The organism is Caballeronia sp. A2-2 (assembly GCF_057612605.2).
In genome coordinates this window covers 1,492,394-1,508,681 of record NZ_CM172588.1, presented here as the reverse complement: position 1 = coordinate 1,508,681, position 16,288 = coordinate 1,492,394, and the positions used below count along the sequence as shown (strand labels likewise).

Annotated in this window: 14 protein-coding genes; 5 read left to right on the top strand and 9 right to left on the bottom strand. The window is 60.1% G+C overall.

Annotation, left to right across the window (positions count from 1 at the left end):
* Positions 1-10 precede the first annotated feature (10 nt).
* The 3 genes from hpnJ to ACZCWR_RS23240 are packed head-to-tail and all read left to right on the top strand — an operon-like array spanning position 11 to position 3,232.
* Positions 11-1,432 carry a hopanoid biosynthesis associated radical SAM protein HpnJ gene (gene hpnJ / locus ACZCWR_RS23250; RefSeq protein WP_487304785.1) on the top strand — a complete coding sequence of 474 codons (1,422 nt, stop codon included), beginning with the start codon at positions 11-13 and terminating at the stop codon, positions 1,430-1,432.
* 4 nt (positions 1,433-1,436) lie between these two features.
* Positions 1,437-2,249 carry a hopanoid biosynthesis-associated protein HpnK gene (gene hpnK, locus ACZCWR_RS23245; protein ID WP_487303963.1) on the top strand — a complete coding sequence of 271 codons (813 nt, stop codon included), beginning with the start codon at positions 1,437-1,439 and terminating at the stop codon, positions 2,247-2,249.
* The gene (locus ACZCWR_RS23240; protein ID WP_487303962.1) at positions 2,246-3,232 is read left to right on the top strand and encodes a flippase-like domain-containing protein; all 987 of its coding nucleotides are present in this window, start codon (positions 2,246-2,248) and stop codon (positions 3,230-3,232) included. The genes hpnK and ACZCWR_RS23240 overlap by 4 nt, the downstream gene beginning before the upstream one ends.
* On the opposite strand, the gene ACZCWR_RS23235 is transcribed toward ACZCWR_RS23240, so the two are convergent.
* The 9 genes from ACZCWR_RS23235 to ACZCWR_RS23195 form a co-directional block, all read right to left on the bottom strand.
* Entirely contained in the window at positions 3,222-3,605 is a 384-nt protein-coding gene (locus ACZCWR_RS23235) for a histidine kinase (RefSeq protein WP_487303961.1), read from the bottom strand. The two genes, ACZCWR_RS23240 and ACZCWR_RS23235, sit on opposite strands and share 11 nt — an antisense overlap.
* 23 nt (positions 3,606-3,628) lie before the next feature.
* Positions 3,629-4,408 (bottom strand): COG4705 family protein, encoded by a 780-nt coding sequence (locus ACZCWR_RS23230; RefSeq protein WP_487303960.1) that lies wholly within the window; start codon positions 4,406-4,408, stop codon positions 3,629-3,631.
* A gap of 926 nt (positions 4,409-5,334) precedes the next feature.
* Positions 5,335-6,393: an ABC transporter ATP-binding protein gene (locus ACZCWR_RS23225; protein WP_487303959.1), complete on the bottom strand. Its 1,059-nt coding sequence runs from the start codon at positions 6,391-6,393 to the stop codon at positions 5,335-5,337.
* A complete protein-coding gene (locus ACZCWR_RS23220; protein WP_487304784.1) occupies positions 6,390-7,928 on the bottom strand; it encodes an ABC transporter permease in 1,539 nt (512 codons plus the stop codon). The genes ACZCWR_RS23225 and ACZCWR_RS23220 overlap by 4 nt, the downstream gene beginning before the upstream one ends.
* 77 nt (positions 7,929-8,005) lie before the next feature.
* Entirely contained in the window at positions 8,006-9,001 is a 996-nt protein-coding gene (locus ACZCWR_RS23215; RefSeq protein WP_487304783.1) for an iron ABC transporter substrate-binding protein, read from the bottom strand.
* A gap of 71 nt (positions 9,002-9,072) precedes the next feature.
* On the bottom strand, positions 9,073-10,359 hold the full coding sequence (gene efeB, locus ACZCWR_RS23210; RefSeq protein WP_487303958.1) for an iron uptake transporter deferrochelatase/peroxidase subunit: 1,287 nt from the start codon (positions 10,357-10,359) through the stop codon (positions 9,073-9,075).
* A 33-nt stretch (positions 10,360-10,392) separates the two neighbouring features.
* Positions 10,393-11,547, bottom strand: coding sequence for an NHL repeat-containing protein (locus ACZCWR_RS23205; protein ID WP_487303957.1), 1,155 nt, complete (start codon positions 11,545-11,547; stop codon positions 10,393-10,395).
* 45 nt (positions 11,548-11,592) lie between these two features.
* Positions 11,593-13,077 carry a carbohydrate porin gene (locus ACZCWR_RS23200; RefSeq protein WP_487303956.1) on the bottom strand — a complete coding sequence of 495 codons (1,485 nt, stop codon included), beginning with the start codon at positions 13,075-13,077 and terminating at the stop codon, positions 11,593-11,595.
* A 284-nt stretch (positions 13,078-13,361) separates the two neighbouring features.
* Positions 13,362-14,012, bottom strand: coding sequence for a hypothetical protein (locus ACZCWR_RS23195; protein WP_487303955.1), 651 nt, complete (start codon positions 14,010-14,012; stop codon positions 13,362-13,364).
* Positions 14,013-14,168: 156 nt separating this feature from the next.
* On the opposite strand from ACZCWR_RS23195, the gene ACZCWR_RS23190 reads away from it, so the two are divergent.
* Positions 14,169-14,831 carry a response regulator gene (locus tag ACZCWR_RS23190; protein ID WP_487304782.1) on the top strand — a complete coding sequence of 221 codons (663 nt, stop codon included), beginning with the start codon at positions 14,169-14,171 and terminating at the stop codon, positions 14,829-14,831.
* A complete protein-coding gene (locus ACZCWR_RS23185) occupies positions 14,828-16,198 on the top strand; it encodes an ATP-binding protein (RefSeq protein WP_487303954.1) in 1,371 nt (456 codons plus the stop codon). The genes ACZCWR_RS23190 and ACZCWR_RS23185 overlap by 4 nt, the downstream gene beginning before the upstream one ends.
* Positions 16,199-16,288 lie beyond the last annotated feature (90 nt).

Below are 16,288 nucleotides of genomic sequence, written 5' to 3'. Positions count from 1 at the left end.
ATTGCCCATGATGAAGACACTGTTCCTGCAAGCGCCGTCCTTCGACGGTTTCGATGGCGGCGCGGGTTCGCGCTATCAAGCCAAGCGCGAGATACGCTCGTTCTGGTATCCGACGTGGCTCGCGCAGCCAGCCGCGCTGATTCCCGAAAGTCGCGTGCTCGATGCACCCGCGGATGGTCTGTCCGTCGAAGCAACGCTGGAGATCGCGACCGCTTATGAGTTGGTCATCATTCACACGAGCACGCCTTCGTTTCCCACCGATGCGTTGTTCGCGGAACATCTGAAGCAGCGCGCGCCGTCGATACGCATCGGCATGGTCGGCGCGAAGGTCGCGGTCGATCCGCATAACTCGCTCACGGCGAGCGCGGCGATCGATTTCGTCTGTCGCGAGGAATTCGATTTCACCTGCAAGGAGATTGCGGAAGGCAAGCCGTTCGCAGATATAAAAGGCATGAGCTATCGTCTGGCCGATGGTTCCATCGAACATAACGAAGCGCGGCCGATCCTCGAAAACATGGATGAATTGCCGTTCGTGGCGCCCGTGTACAAGCGCGATCTCAACATCGGCAATTACTTTATCGGCTATCTGAATTATCCGTACGTGTCGATTTACACGGGACGCGGCTGCCGTTCGCGCTGCACGTTCTGTTTGTGGCCGCAGACGGTGGGCGGGCATCGCTATCGCGTGCGTTCGGTGGAGAACGTGCTCGAAGAAATAAAGTGGATTCGCGACAACATGCCCGAGGTGAAAGAGATCATGTTCGATGACGATACCTTCACCGATTTCAAGCCACGCGTGGAAGAGATCGCGCGCGGACTCGGCAAGCTCGGCGTGACATGGTCCTGCAACGCGAAGGCGAACGTGCCGTATGCGACGCTCAAGATCATGAAGGAGAACGGTCTGCGTCTGCTGCTCGTGGGTTATGAATCCGGCGACGATCAAATCCTCCTGAACATAAAAAAGGGCTTGCGTACCGACATTGCAAGGCGTTTCGCGGACGATTGCCGCAAGCTCGGTATCAAGGTGCATGGGACGTTTATTCTCGGCTTGCCGGGCGAGACTAAAGAGACCATCGAAAAGACGATACGGTATGCGAAGGAAATCAATCCGCATACGATTCAGGTGTCGCTTGCCGCGCCTTATCCCGGTACAACGCTATATTCGCAGGCGGTAGAGAACGGTTGGCTCGAAGAGAACAAGGTCATCAACCTCGTCAGCAAAGAAGGCGTGCAACTGGCGGCGATCGGCTATCCGCATCTTTCGCGTGACGAGATCTATCACGAACTCGAGCGCTTCTATAAGCGCTTTTACTTCCGGCCATCGAAGATATGGGAGATCGTGCGCGAAATGCTCATGAGTTGGGACATGATGAAACGCCGCTTGCGCGAGGGCGTCGAATTCTTTCGCTTCCTGCGCGCGCACGAGGCATGACGCGATGCGCGGCCTGATCGTCACCGCCGACGACTTCGGTCTGCATGAACGCGTGAATCGCGCGGTGGAGACGGCGTATCGCGAAGGCGTGCTCGATTGCGCGAGTCTGATGGTGAGCGCACCCGCCGCGAACGATGCCATCGAACGCGCGCGACGCATGCCGGGCTTTCGCCTCGGGCTGCATATCGTGCTCGCGGATGGCATGGCGACATCGTCGCCGAATGCGATTCCCGCGCTTGTCAGTCACAGCGGACGCTTCGAAGATCGCATGGTGCGCGATGGTTTCCGCTTCTTTTTTCTGCCGCACGTTCGCCGCCAACTCGCGCTCGAAATTCGTGCGCAGTTCGAAGCATTCGCGGCGACGGGATTGTCTTTGGATCATGTGAACACGCACAAGCATTTTCATCTGCATCCAACGGTGCTGGCGCTCATCATCGAAATCGGACGCGAGTTTGGCATGCGCGCCATGCGCCTGCCGCGTGAGATGAACGGCGCAGGTTTGCTCATGCCGTGGGCCGCTTATGTGAAGAGGCGTTTGTGTCGCGCGGGCATCGCGCATAACGATTGGGTGGCGGGCATTGCGGCGACCGGGCGCATGGATGAAGCTACCGTGCTCGACTTGCTCGCGCGTGCGCCGGATGGCGTGCTCGAACTGTATAGCCATCCCGCGACGGCGAGCGATACGCCACTCACTGCATCGATGCACGATTACCGCCACGCGGATGAACTCGCCGCGTTGTGTTCGCCGCGCGTGGCGAGCGCGATTGCAGCAAGCGGTGCGCGACGTGGCGCATTCGCCGATCAATTCGCCACATGAAAATGCTCAAACGCCTCGCGTGGCTGCGTTGGCCAATAGCCATTGGCGTGTTGATCGCGCTCGCGCTGCATGAGGGCATAGCCGATGCCTTTGCACTCATCGAGCACACCGGACCGGTGCTGCTCTGGCTCGTGCCTTTGCATGCGCTGCCGCTTCTGCTCGATGCGCGCGCCTGGCACTTGCTGCTCGACGAACGCATTCCGTTTCCCGCGCTGTGGTGGATCGCGGTTGTGCGTGAAGCGGTCGGGCGCTTGCTGCCGGTGCTTGGCATCGGCGGGGAACTCGCGGGCATTCGGCTGGCAAAGCGCTATTTGCCCGATATCAGCGCGGTGAGTGCAACGGTGATCGTCGAAATGTTGGTGACCATCGCGGTGCAATACGCGCTTGCCGTTCTAGGCCTTGCGATACTTTGCAGCGCGTTGAGCGGCGCCAGCGGATTGCCGCAACTCATCGCGTGGGCGTTGGCGATGTCATTACCCGTTGCCATCGCTGCATTCGTCATGGCGCATCGCGGCGCGCCGTTTCGCAGGCTCGAGGCGATTGCGCGGCGTTGGCTCGGATCATCGAACGAACTGATTGCGAAGCTCGACGGCGCGCGGCTCGATCAGGGCATCCGCATGCTCTTGCAAAGAAAGTGGCTTTGTTTAAGGGCTTTTGCGTGGCAATTTTTCGGTTACGTGCTCGGTGCGTTGGAAGTTTATTGGGGCTTCGAATTGCTTGGCCATTCGGTTTCCTTATCGGGCGCGGTGGCCATCGAAGCGCTCACGCAAAGCGTGCGTAACGCTGTCTTCTTTGCGCCGGCAGGAGTCGGCGTGCAGGAAGCGGCCATCGTCGCGATTGCATCGGCTTTCGGTGTGGATCGCGATGCCGCATTGTCGTTCGCATTGGTGCGACGCGCGCGCGAATTCGCGTGGGGCGGACTCGCGCTGATGTTGCTTCGATGGGTCGGGCGGCGACCCATCGAAGCCCTTTCTACGCGCTGAGCTTGTCCATCGTGTTAAGCAGATCGGCGAGCGCTTTCTTGCAGCGAGTCTGATCGGGCGCCTTGGCGCGAAGCTGTTCCAGCGCGTTATCGATGGCCTTATCGACCGCGTGCCAGTCGCGTGCGGCGCGCGGCTTCAGCGAAGGCTCGGCCTGATCCCACGACATCTCCAGATCCTTGATACGTGCCTTCGCGCCCGCGAGATCGCCGTTATCGACCTTCGACGACGTATCCACCACGATGCCGCGAAACGACGATAAGTCTCCGAGTTTCGATGCGGCTTCCGCTTGCGTCATCCAGACGAGACCCGATGGCGAGACTGCCGCGAACATCGCCGAAGCGCCGATAATAAAACTCAATGCAATACGTTTCATGCTTTCTTCTCCAATAGGATTATTCAAGCGTTCAGGCGATCCACGCCGGAAGCGGACTTCCGGCCAACGCTTAGATAAATAACGAGTGCAACGATGACGGCGAGAAAAACGCAACTGGTCGCGACTGTTCCAAATCCTGCGCCGCCATACTGTCGAGGCTGCGATAAAAGGTCTCCTAACGACGCCCCCAGCGGACGCGTGAGCACATAGGCAATCCAGAACGCCAACACGCGATTCAACCCAAGACGCGCGGCAATCGCGGTCACGGCGATGGCGCCGCTGAAAATGAACACGCCCACGCTGAAGCCCCATCCCAGTGCTTCGGTGGCGAGGTCGCCAGCGGCGGTGCCGAGTGCGAATGTGCAGAGAATCGCGGCCCAATAAAACCGCTCGCGCCGCGATGTATCGATCGAGCGGATCGACAACGTGCCTTCCGTGCGATGCCAGAGCCAGAACATGAGCGCGAGCAGCATCGAGAAAACGCCGGTGCTCACGTAGAGACTCACGCCTGCGCCATCGGTGAGCGCATCCGTGATCTGCGTGCCGACGATGCTTACGAGCACGACTGTGAGCCAGTAAAGCCACGGCACGTAGCGTCGTTCGCGCAACTGCATCACTAACGCTCCTATCAACAGTGCGCTGGTGATGGCGTCGGTCGCGAGCGTGCCCAGGCCTACATTGACCGCGAGATAATCCGCGCCGGTTTCGCCGACTGTCGTCGAAAGTATTTTTATTAGCCAGAAGACTAAGGTGACTTCAGGGACCTTGTTGATGGTCCGTATCAGTTTTTGGGCGGATGGCATGGCGGTTCTCTCGGGTCATGTCGGTTGAGAGGACACTTTCGGGGTTTGTACTTAGCTGGCGCTTAGGGCTCTGTTTTGTCGGTTTGTCGTGGAAGGGGCTTCTGTTGTTTGTGTTGTTTATTCAGTAGCCGCCTCCCCGGCGGGGGGGTAACTTTCTTTGCTGCTGCAAAGAAAGTCACCAAAGAAAGCAGCTTTTTACCCCATGCTCGCTGGCTGGAGAGGGTTGGTCTGGATTAACGGATGCAGTGGCCGCAATAGGACTATCCACGCATAACAAATCGCTTAGGCAACCTGGCGATTACGCGCTCGAAGAATCAACGCTCAGTGGACCGCATTCATTCATTCGGCCATGCGCTACGCGCGCCGAGAACGTAAGAACGGAATCCCGCAGTCTATAAGCGCCCAGCCACATCACGCTTCTCCGTAAGATTGCTATTCGGCCCTACCTTGGTTAGTGCTCCGACTAAAAGGTGACTTGCGTTGGTGTGCGTGCTTTGCCCAGAAGCGCTTATTAAGGTTGGGCCGAATAACGACATAGCGGTGAGGTGTGAGGTGGCTGGGCGCTTATAGGCTGCGGGATTCCGTTCTTAAGCTCTCGGCGCGCGTAGCGCATGGCCGAAAGAATGAATGCGGTCCACAAAGTCAAAAGAATTCGAGCGCGTAATCGCCAGGTTGCCCACACGCTTAACGAACCGTGGGACATCCTATTGCGGCCACTGTATCGTTAATTCAGACCACCCTTTCCAGCCAGCGTGCTTGGGGGTAAAAGCTGCTTTCTTTGGTGACTTTCTTTGCAGCAGCAAAGAAAGTTACCCCCCCGCCGGGGAGCCGGCTACTGAATATAAAGCCCAAAAACGAGAAGCCCCTTGCACGCAAGAAAGAACAACAAAATCATCTCGGCAACGAAAGAAAAAAGACACTGTCCGTCAAGCTAAGCGCTGCTGTCCATACGCCATGACATCCCCTTCCACGTGTACACACACCGTCTCGTCGATACGCGGCGCACAATGCCCCTGAACACACGCGGTAATCGAAAAATCGTCAGCATGCCTGAGCTTAAGCGTAACGATGGCATCGCGGCCATTAAAGGTGACATCAAGCACATGTGCGGTGACCGCATCCAAAACGCGCGAATCATTCGGCGACAAGCGAATTTGCTCAGGGCGGATCATCACATCGACCGCACCCTCGGAGGTGTGCTGCATCAGCCTGAGGTTACCGAGCGCGCAGCGTACAAATACCCCTTGCGCGACACCGCCCAGCAACACCGCATCGCCGACAAATTCAGCCAACTCGCGCGTGGCAGGCCGTCGATAAATCTCCTGCGCAGACGCGCTTTGCACAAGACGTCCATCGAGCAGCACGGCCACGCGTTGACCCATTGAAAGCGCTTCGGCCTGATCGTGCGTGACGAGCACGGCGGTGGTTCCGGTGTCCGCCAATGCACGGGCCACCGCACGGCGCGTATCGTTACGTAAAGCGGCATCCAACGCGGAAAACGGTTCATCGAGCAGGACAAGATCGGGCGAGGGCGCAAGGGCGCGGGCCAATGCCACACGTTGCTGCTGACCGCCCGACAACTGTTGCGGCGCACGCTTCGCATAATCCAGCGGCAGGCCCACCAGTTCCAGTAATTCATCCACACGATGCCGCGCTCGTCGCGCCGCACGCGGCAATCCGAACACGATGTTCTCCGCGACCGAAAGATGCGGAAACAACGCGCCTTCCTGCGGCACATAACCAATCCGCCGATGCTCCGGCGGCACATGCACGCCCGGCGCTTCGACACGCCGCCCGTCCATGTCGATGGTGCCCGCATCCGCACGCTCGAAGCCGCAGATCAGGCGCAGCAGCGTGGTCTTGCCGCTGCCCGATGGCCCGAGCAACGAGAACAGCGTGCCGCGCGCCACCGTGAGATCGACGCCATGCAAGACAGGATGACCGTCATACGCCTTGCGAAGACCCGAAACGTGAAGTTCGCTCATGGATTCACACCGCGCGAATCGGCCAACGCGGAGCGGCCGAGCAGCACGAACAACAGACCCGTCGCGCAGAAGGAGAGGGCGGTCAGCAACGCGGCGTACGGCGCGGCGGCGGCGAAGGCGAGCGTCGATGTATCCGACCAGACTTGCGTCGCAAGCGTGTGCGTGTCGAGCGGTGCGAGCAGGAGCGTGGCGTTGAGTTCGGTGACCACAGAGATGAAGACCATCGCGGCGGCCGCGCCGAAGCCCGGTCCCGCGAGCGGCAGCATCACGCGATTAAAGGTTTGCATGTGATTCAGTCCGAGCGAACGCGCGGTGTCTTCGAGTCGAGGTTGCGCCTGCATCAGCGCGGCTCTCACGCTGACCAGCGCGAGCGGCAAAAACAGGATGGCGTAAGCGGCGATCAGCAACGTGAGCCCTTGATACAAGGGCTGCAACGCGCGCACGGACAATGACACGATGGCAAGCGCGATGACAAGTCCCGGCACGCCCTGCGCGAGAAATACGGTGCGCTCCATCGCGGTCGCGATGCGTCCCGGATAGCGCGCCAGCAGCAGCGCGAGCGGAAAGGCGAGCACCACGGTGACGAGCGCAGCAAGCAGGCCGAAGCCGACCGACGACATCGTCGCATTCCAAAGCAGTTGTGGCGAAACTTCCGCAGGCGTCACAGCCGCTGCGCCTTCCTGCGTGAGCCAATACCCGATCATGCCGAGCGGCACGCCCAACGTGACGATGGCAAGCGACACGAAGCCCACAAGTACGGGCCAACGCGAAAGGCCGAGTTCATAGCGCAAGGCCGCACGTCGCGCGCCGCGATCGACACGTTCATAACGCGCCTTCCCACGTAAGCGAAATTCAAGTGCAAGCACGATCAGACACAGCAGCAGCAACACACACGCGACGAGCGATGCCCCGCCGTTATCGAAACTCGTGCGATATTCCGCGTAAATCTCGGTCGTGAACGTGCGATAACGCAGCATCTGAAACGCGCCGAACTCGGACAGCACGCCGAGCGCGACGAGCAACATGCCGCCGAAAAGCGCAGGCCGCAATTGCGGCAGCACGACGCGCATAAACACAGCCCATCTTCCGCAACCGAGCGCACGCGCGCTTTCTTCGAGCGCCGGGTCCATGCCGCGCAATGCCGCCGCAACCGGCAGATAAACCAGTGGAAAATAAGCCGACGTAATGACGAGCAACGCGCCCGCGAAGTCCTGCAAATCGAGGCTGATGGACACCCACGCATAGCTCGAAACGAACGCAGGCATGGCGAGCGGCGCGGCGCATAACATGGCCCACATGCGTCGTCCCGGCAGATGCGTACGCTCGATAAACCACGCGCAAGCCGTGCCGATAAGCGCTGATACCACCGTCGCGCTCGCCGTGATCATGAGCGTGTTGATGAACAACTCGCCGACGAGCGGACGAATCAACAACTCGATAGCGTCATCCCAACCCGACGCGCTCGCGCGATACATCGTGAAGACGATCGGCGCGAGCACAAGCAGCACGCCGAGCGATGCACTTGCGAACAACATACGTGGCGCATGGCGCACGACACGAACGGAAGCCGCGTCTATGCGCGGCTCGATGACATCGCTCACTTCGGGCGTGTTCAGATCAGTCCGGCTTGACGCAGGAGCTTGCCGGCCTGACTGTCGTCGCCGAGTTGTTCGAGCGTGAGCGACGGCGGCTGCAACTCATTAAATGGCTTGAGCAGCGGATCAGGCGCGACGCCCGCATGCAGCGGATATTCGAAGCTCACATGGCTCTTCGCCATCAACGCCTGCGCGCGTTCGCTGACGAGATACTTGAGGAACTGCTGCGCGCCATCCACGTTATGCGCGTTCTTCATGATCGCCGCGCCCGAGACGTTCACGAGACCGCCGACATCGCCATTGCCGTAGTGATAGATCGCGCTGCGCGTGTTCTTGTCGCCGAGTTCGGCATGCAGACGCGCCCAGTAATAGTTATTGATGACGCCCGTCACCACACCGCCGCGATTCACCGCCGCCACCACGCCTTCGTCGTCATCGAAAATCTGCGCGTTGGTCTTGAGGCCCTTGAGCCATTGCAGCGTCTGGTCCTGGCCTTTCAGCGCGAGCACGGCGCTGACGAGCGGGAGAAAATCCGCATCGCTCGGTGCAATGCCGATCTTGCCCTTCCATTCCGGTTTCGCGAGATCGAACAACGAAGGCGGTAGTTGGGATGCCTGAATTTTGCCCGTGTTGTAGGCAAGCACGCTTTCACGCGCCGTCACGCCGACCCACTGACCCGAAGGCGAACTGAAGCGCGTCGGCACGGTTGTCAGCGTGGCCGGATCGACCTTGGTGAGCAAGCCCTTTTCTTCGAGCAACATCAGTTCGGGCGAGTTCTCCGTGAAGTACACATCCGCTGGCGTATTCGCCCCTTCGGCGACGAGCTGCGCCGCGAGCGCCGGACCTTCGCCGTTGCGAATCTTCACCGAGATGCCGCTCTGCTGCTCGAAGTCCTTCGCGAGCATGTTGACCACTTGTTCGTGCTGCGCGCTATAAAGCGTGATCGATGCCGCCTGCGCATGCACCGCCGCGATCGACAACGACAACATCACCACCTGCGACACGCGGCGCATTACGACGAACCGTGACTGAGCCATCGGGCTATTCCTCTTGACGTTATGGTTTTGAGCGCATTTTGAGCGCCTTATGCTTCGAACAATTCCGCGCCGATATACGAGCCTTCCTTCGCACCCGGCGGCACCGCGAACACGGCGCTGCCGACATGCGTGGTGAACTGATTCATCATGTCGAACTTGGCGAGCTTCGCGTTGATCGGAATGAAGCCGGTGCGCGGGTCCGACTGATGCGCGATAAAGATTAGTCCTGCGTCGTATTCGGTTTCCTGACGCCATGGCGGCCAGCGTTCCACATAGAAGTTCGTGCCGTCGTTGTACGAATAGGAGCGACGCAGAATCTGCATGCCGCTGTTCGTCAAATGATTCGAGAGCCGCACATGCGAGTTCTCCGCGATCACCGGATTGCCGTCTTTGTCCGCTGCATCGAAATCCACGGCATCGAATTCTTTCTGCTTGCCGATGGGCGCGCCCGTGTACTTGTGCCGCCCGAACACCTGCTCCTGAAAGCCAAGTTCCATCGTGTCCCAATGTTCGAGCGTGATGCGGATGCGTCGCACGACCGTGTACGTGCCGCCGTTCATCCACGGTGCATCGGCGCCATCGGCCCAGACGAATTGCTTCATGAGCGGCGGTTGCGCCGTGGACGGATTGTTGGTGCCGTCCTTGAAGCCCATGAGATTGCGCGGCGTCTGTCCCTTCGGGCCGGACAGAAAACCCGCCTGACCCCAGCGCATGGTCGTCACATTGGCGAGCGTGCCCATGCGCGCGAGTTGGCGCACCGCATGGAAGGCGACTTGCGCATCGTTCGCGCAGGCTTGGATCATGAGATCGCCGCCGGTTTTTTCGGGCACCAGTTGATCGCCATTGAAGCGCGGCAGATCGACCAGCGCCGCAGGCCGTTTCGATGCAAGTCCGAAGCGGTCCTTACCATCGCTCGTCTTGAAGAGGCCGGGACCGAAGCCAAATGTGATGGTCAAAGCGGACGCACCGATGCCGAGGACATCCGCCGAATCGCCCGCGGATTTATCGTCGGGCGTGTTCAGCGCGGCGGCCGTGTCGCCACGCGTCATGCGCGCGGCGGCGAGCGTCCAGTCGCGCAACAGCGCCACGAGTTCATCGCGCTTGTCGGTCTTCACATCGAACGCGGCCATGTACGTGTGGCTCTGCTGCGGCGTCACGATGCCGGCCTGATGCGCGCCGTAAAACGGTTCGGTCTGCCGAAGAGCGTCGTCGGCAGGCGTGCGCGTGAGCGCGGCCCGCGCGACGCCCGCCGTGCTTGTCAGTCCCGCTGCCGCGCTTACCTTGAGGAAACCGCGACGGCCGGGCCGGCGTGGCTTCGATTGATCGTCATTCATGTTGCTGACTTCCTTCGCTTGCCTGACCTCTCGTTACTTCGCGATCACGAGCGTGTTGACATCGTCCTGCACATAATAAAACCCGTCGCCTTCCGGCGTCATGACGATGCCGAACAAGTCGCCGTTGCCGGGCGGGCTTTGCGCCTTGTCGGTATCGATCCAGCGTGCATAGAGTTGCTTGCCGGTCTCGGGAACTATTTCGACCACCTGACCATTCAGCGCGTTGGTCACGAGCAGATGCCCGTTCGGTGCGGTAACCATCGCGAGCGGGCGATGCAGCAGGCCATCGGCGGTCAGTTGACGGCCCACGCCTGCGCTCGTATCGCGCGTGAGCGGGTCATCGATTTCGGTGATGCGGTTGCCAATGGCATCCGATACGTACAGCAGCTTTTGATCGCCTGACAGCGCGAGGCCGGTCGGCCCGACGAGGAACACGCCTTTATCGGCCTGCGCGCCGAAGCCGCTGCCGACGACCGTTTCCTTCTTCACCACCGGCGCTTGTCCTTCGGCGATGTCGAGATCCATGCGCAGCACGGTGGCCTGCTTGAACACGGGCGGATTGCCGTTTGCATCGCCCACACCGAAACCGGCCATGCTGATGAACAACGTCGCGCTCGAACCGTTGTCCGCGACGGCCATGTTGCCCCACGGATCGTTGATGTTCGGGCTCGACCACACCTTCGCGATCTTGCCGTGCGAATCGAGCACGATAAGACAGCCCGCGCCCTTGGTGCCGGTCGTGCCGTCATTGCTCGGCGTGCTGCCCACGATCACCCAGCCGGACTTGAGCATGGTCATCGCCGTGGAAAGACCCACGCCACCGGGACATTCCTTCAGATCGCGCGGAATCTGCGCGAACAGCGTCATTTCCTTCGTGTCGGGATGGTAATTGACGATGGTGCTGCCCGTGCCCTGCAAATTCGCCGCGTTGTTGAAGTTGTCGATCAGCACATCGCCCTGCTTGATGCTGCCCGACGAAACCGGTGCGACGAAAAGTGCGTAGGGGTTCTGGTCCCCGTTGTCCGGCACCGTGTTGATGAGCGTGGTGTTCCGGTGCAGCGTTTCGAGGAAGCCTTGCGCCTCGGCATGCGCCGCGCACGGTGCGATGAGCGTCGTCAACGTGGCAAGCGCGGCGAACAGGGATTTCGTCGAGTTGAAGACTGCGCGCGTTCTATGAAGTGCCGTCATGATCTTGTATGTGCTGTGTCGTGGTTTATCGCGCGTTCGATGGGCTTAGAACGTGAGGTTCGCCCGCACGCCGATCACGAAGGTATTGCGCAAGGGCGCAGTCGGATCGTTCGGATTCTGGCCGGCGCCTGCGTTGAAGGTGTATTGCGCATCCGCCTGCATGGACCACCACGGCGTGACCTGATACACATAGGTCGCTTCCAGCGTCGTTTCCTGCGTTCTCACGCCATAAGGCGTGCCGAGAAAAGCGCGCGAATCCAGATCGAAATCGTGAACGTGATTGCCGACCTTGATATACGTGACCGCCAGCCCGGCGCTGTCGTTGTCGCGCCCCTTGAACGGCGCCTTCATGACGATGCCGAAGTTCGCCGCGAAGCTCACGAGGTTGCGGTCGCCCGGTGCGCCCATCAAGCGCGTGAACACGCCGATGCTGCGAGGCTCGTCGGGATCGGGACGCCAGATCATCTGATCGGCCACGGCATAGAAGCTGTAATTACCGTGATGCGATTGCGCGGTGCCCGACGTTCCGGGGTCCGCTTGCGACAGACCCGTGTTGTCGAAGCGCTGATCGTCGAAGCGGTTGTTGTTGTACCAGACGCCCAGCTTGTACGTGCCGGGCAGCTTGTTGCTGTTCATGCCGACCATCTCGCCATCGGACGGCTGGTTGATCGCATACTGCACTTCGCCGATGAACAGCGTGCCGTTGTGCAGATTAAAGTTCGTACCGCTTAGATTGTTCGGGTTGTTGCCGAGCGGGTCGCCATCGAACACGCCGGCAAGGGCCGTGATGGACGGCGTGATCTGTCCGCGCACGCGCACGCCGAGCGCCGACAGCGGATAAGCGGGACCGCCCGAAGGCATGTCGTAGGACGGCAGCGCGGGCCAGCCGAACATCGTGTTGATGAAGGTGGCCGCGTACGTGCTCGTGATGAATTCCTGATCGATACTTTGCTGACCGACCTTCACGTCCACGCGCTTGTTCAGGAACGACTGCTGATACCACAACTCCCACAGGCGCGTGGTGGCGTCCGCCTCGATGCCGCTGGCCGTGTTCAGCGTGCCGAGCTTGTCGGCGCTTAAGTTACGGCCATGAATCTGCAATGCGCTTGCGTTGAACAAACCGCCCTGCAAACCGAATGCCTTTTGCGTATCGACCTGAACCGTTGCCGTGGTGAGGCCGTCGTAATCGCCGCCGCGGCTCAGGCCGCCGCGCACGTTCGCCAGATATTCGCTCGTTTCAGTCAATTGAAACGAAATACCGTATTTGCCGAGCCACGGGCGCAGACCGCCCATGTCGCCAAGCATGTTCTGACGCGTCCAGAAACCCGTGAAGAAATTGCCGGGCTGCGCGGTGATGTTCAAATCGGCTTCCGGTGCTTCAGGTGTGGCATCCGGACTGGCGGCCGCGTATGCGCCGCTCACAAGCGAACCCCACGCGATCGCGGTCGAACAAATCAGTCGCGCGGCGACCGGACGATTGCGCGACGACACTCGTCGCCTTCCCTGAGTTGAGAGCCGAAACATTTTCATTGAAGTCCTAATTATTCTGTCAGGTCTGTCGAATTTCGAACCGCCTCGATGGTTCCGATATCGCCGTCGGCCTGAATCCTCATGCGTCTCTATCAAGTCTTCTTGACTCGGATGCGATCGTAGCCGGGACGTTACTTCCAGTCAATTAAAAATGAGAACGATTCTCTATAAGCCTTACGGACGACTATCTTCAGATTTCGTTAAAGATTACGAATGTAATTTAAGGAAGGAAATTGCTAAGTAAAGACACGTTTAAATACGCGGATTTCTTAGCTAAGGCGCGCTTACCAGCCTCTTTGCGTTGGTCTGGTAAAGCCAAAGGCATCGACGGTTTCGATGCGATGTTCCGTCATGGCGACGCTGCAAAGGCCACCGGGCATTGGCAACGCGAGGGAATAGTGAGGAAGGGGCGCATCGTGGTCGATCCGCTCGCCGCTGATACGCGAGGCTTCGGCCCACAGCGCGTCGCCCGTTGCGGACGTGCGCTCGTTCGGCATCACGGTGAGACCGACGCCGACCTTGCACGCCGTCGCGACCATCACAATCCAGATGCCCGAATAAGCGATATCGACGCCGACCATGCCGAAGTCACCGCACGCCACCGTGATGCGCTCGCCCGGACGCTCGACGAGTTCGATATCCGAAGGCGCGCAGGCGAACATCTGCGAGAGCACGAGCCTGAGCGTCGCACGCGCTATACCGAAGCGCCTGCCGATCGATACCTGCGGATGATTGCGCACGCGCTTGCGCTCGGCAGCCGTCAGCCAGTGCCCGACATTCGATGCGGACGCGAGCCGCGATTCGGTCGGCATCAGCCACGCAAAGGCGTGACCTTGCGCGGGCGGCGCCTTGACGACGAAGCTCGATTTGGAAAGATCGTGATGCCGCCATTCAACGGCATTGAGCACGGTCGGCTCATCGCAATCCAGAGTCATAGGGCGCACGCTAAGAAATAAGCAAATTGTGCGCGTTGGTTGCTTAGGAAACGCTTAAGCGTTCGCTAAGAAATTCGCCTTGCTTTATCGCTAAACATATGACGTGGACAGTTACAATGAATTGGTCTTGTGACCCGTTCATACAAAGGGAATGACGTGCGCCTGCTTCTGGTTGAAGACGACGAGATGATCGCGGAATCGGTGGCGGCGGCATTGCGTCGCGCCGATTACACGGTGGACTGGGCGCGCGATGGCCGCGAAGCAGAGCTTTCGCTCGATAACGACGTCTACGATCTCGTTCTTCTGGATTTGTCGCTGCCGCGACGCGACGGTCTGGACGTGCTCGGCGCATATCGTGGCCGTGGCGGCGATGCGCCCGTGCTCATCATCACCGCGCGCGATGCCGTGGATGACCGCATCCGCGGACTCGATACCGGTGCCGACGACTATCTCCTCAAGCCTTTCGATCTCGCCGAACTCGCGGCACGTGTGCGCGCGTTGCTGCGACGTCGCACGGGCAAGAAGCATCCTGTGTATTCGCATGGCGAGTTGACGTTGGACCCGGCCGCGCACGAAGCGGCCAAGGGCGGCGTGCAACTCGGTCTGGTGCCACGCGAATTCGCCTTGCTACAAGCGTTGATCGAAGAACCCACGCGCGTGTTTCGCCGCGCCGAACTCGAAGAAAAACTCTATGGATGGGGCGAGGAAATCGGCAGCAATGCAATCGAAGTCCATGTGCACAGCCTGCGGCGCAAGATCGGCGCGGATGAAATCGTGACCGTGCGCGGCGTGGGCTATCGCCTCAAGAGACTGGCATGACATCCATTCGCCGCTGGCTGCTGGGCTGGCTCATTTGCGGGCTCGGCGTGGCGTGCCTCGTCGCCGGATACGGCATTTTCAGTCTCGCGCAGGTCGAGGCGGGCGAACTCTTCGATTACGAACTGCGCACGGTCGCGCTGTCGCTACCGGTGAGCATCGGGGCATCGGAAGCGGCGAAAGAACGTGCGCCAGAATTGCGCGGCATCGACGACGACCGGCTGGTCATCGACATATGGGATCGCACCGGGCGGCTCATTTATCACTCGCCGCATGAGCCGGAATTGCCCCGTTTCGGCGATGGCTATCGTTCCATGCAACGCGAAGGACTGCGCTGGCGGGCTTTCGGCACCACCGAAGCCACGCGCTTCGTGCAGGTCGCGCAACCCGAGAGCGTGCGTGAGGAGCTTGCCGCGAGCCTCGCCATGCGCACTCTGGTGCCGCTCGCGATATTGATCCCCGCGCTGCTGGTGATCGTGCTGCTGATCGTATCGCGCGGATTGTCGCCGGTGCGCATGGTGTCGCGCACGCTGGCCGCGCGTTCGCCGGAATCGCTCGAACCCATTACTTTCGATGCGCCCGTTCCCATCGAACTTCTGCCGCTCGTGCAGGCTTTGAACGATCTGCTTGCACGCGTGAACGAATCTTCGGAGGCACAACGCGCGTTCGTCGCGGACGCGGCGCACGAACTGCGCACGCCGCTCACCGCGCTCAAGCTGCAGATTCAAGGCGCAATCGGCGATGGCTCGCTGTATATCGATGCAGCCACGCGCGAGAAGATCGACGGACGGTTGAATCGCGTAATCCACTTATCGCAGCAACTTTTGAGCATGGCACGCGAGGATGCCGCGCGCGATGCCGCAATGGTGCAAACGAGCCTGCGTCGTTTGTGCGAATTGCGCGTGAGCGATTTCTCGCTGCTGGCGGAAGAAAAGTGCCTTGATTTAGGGCTTGAAATAGAAAACGAGCGCGACGAAAACGACGCGTTCCTGATTCACGGCGACCCGCATGCACTCGCCGTTCTCCTGAATAATTTGCTCGACAACGCGATTCGTCATACACCACGAAACGGCCGGGTCGATGTGATTCTCGCGCGTGAATCAGCAAGTATTTCTTTAAACGTGCTCGACACGGGCGCGGGCATTCCCGAAGACGAAATCGAGCGTGTGAGCGACCGTTTCTATCGCGTCGCTGGCACGACCGGGCATGGAAGCGGGTTAGGGCTTGCCATTGCATCGCGCATTGCGCAGCGGCATCACGCCACGCTCGACATCGCGAATCGCCGCGACGCGCGCGGACTTCGCGTGTCGATTCGCGGATTGGGCGCGCTCACTCGCGACGCCATCGGACTTCAGGAAGCTGCCCGCTGAAAATTCGCGGCGAAGGTCTTTTTCCTAAGGGTCTCATAAGTATCGGACCACTATTCTGGGGCTATCAACATTCCAGCCTCGAGTGAGCCC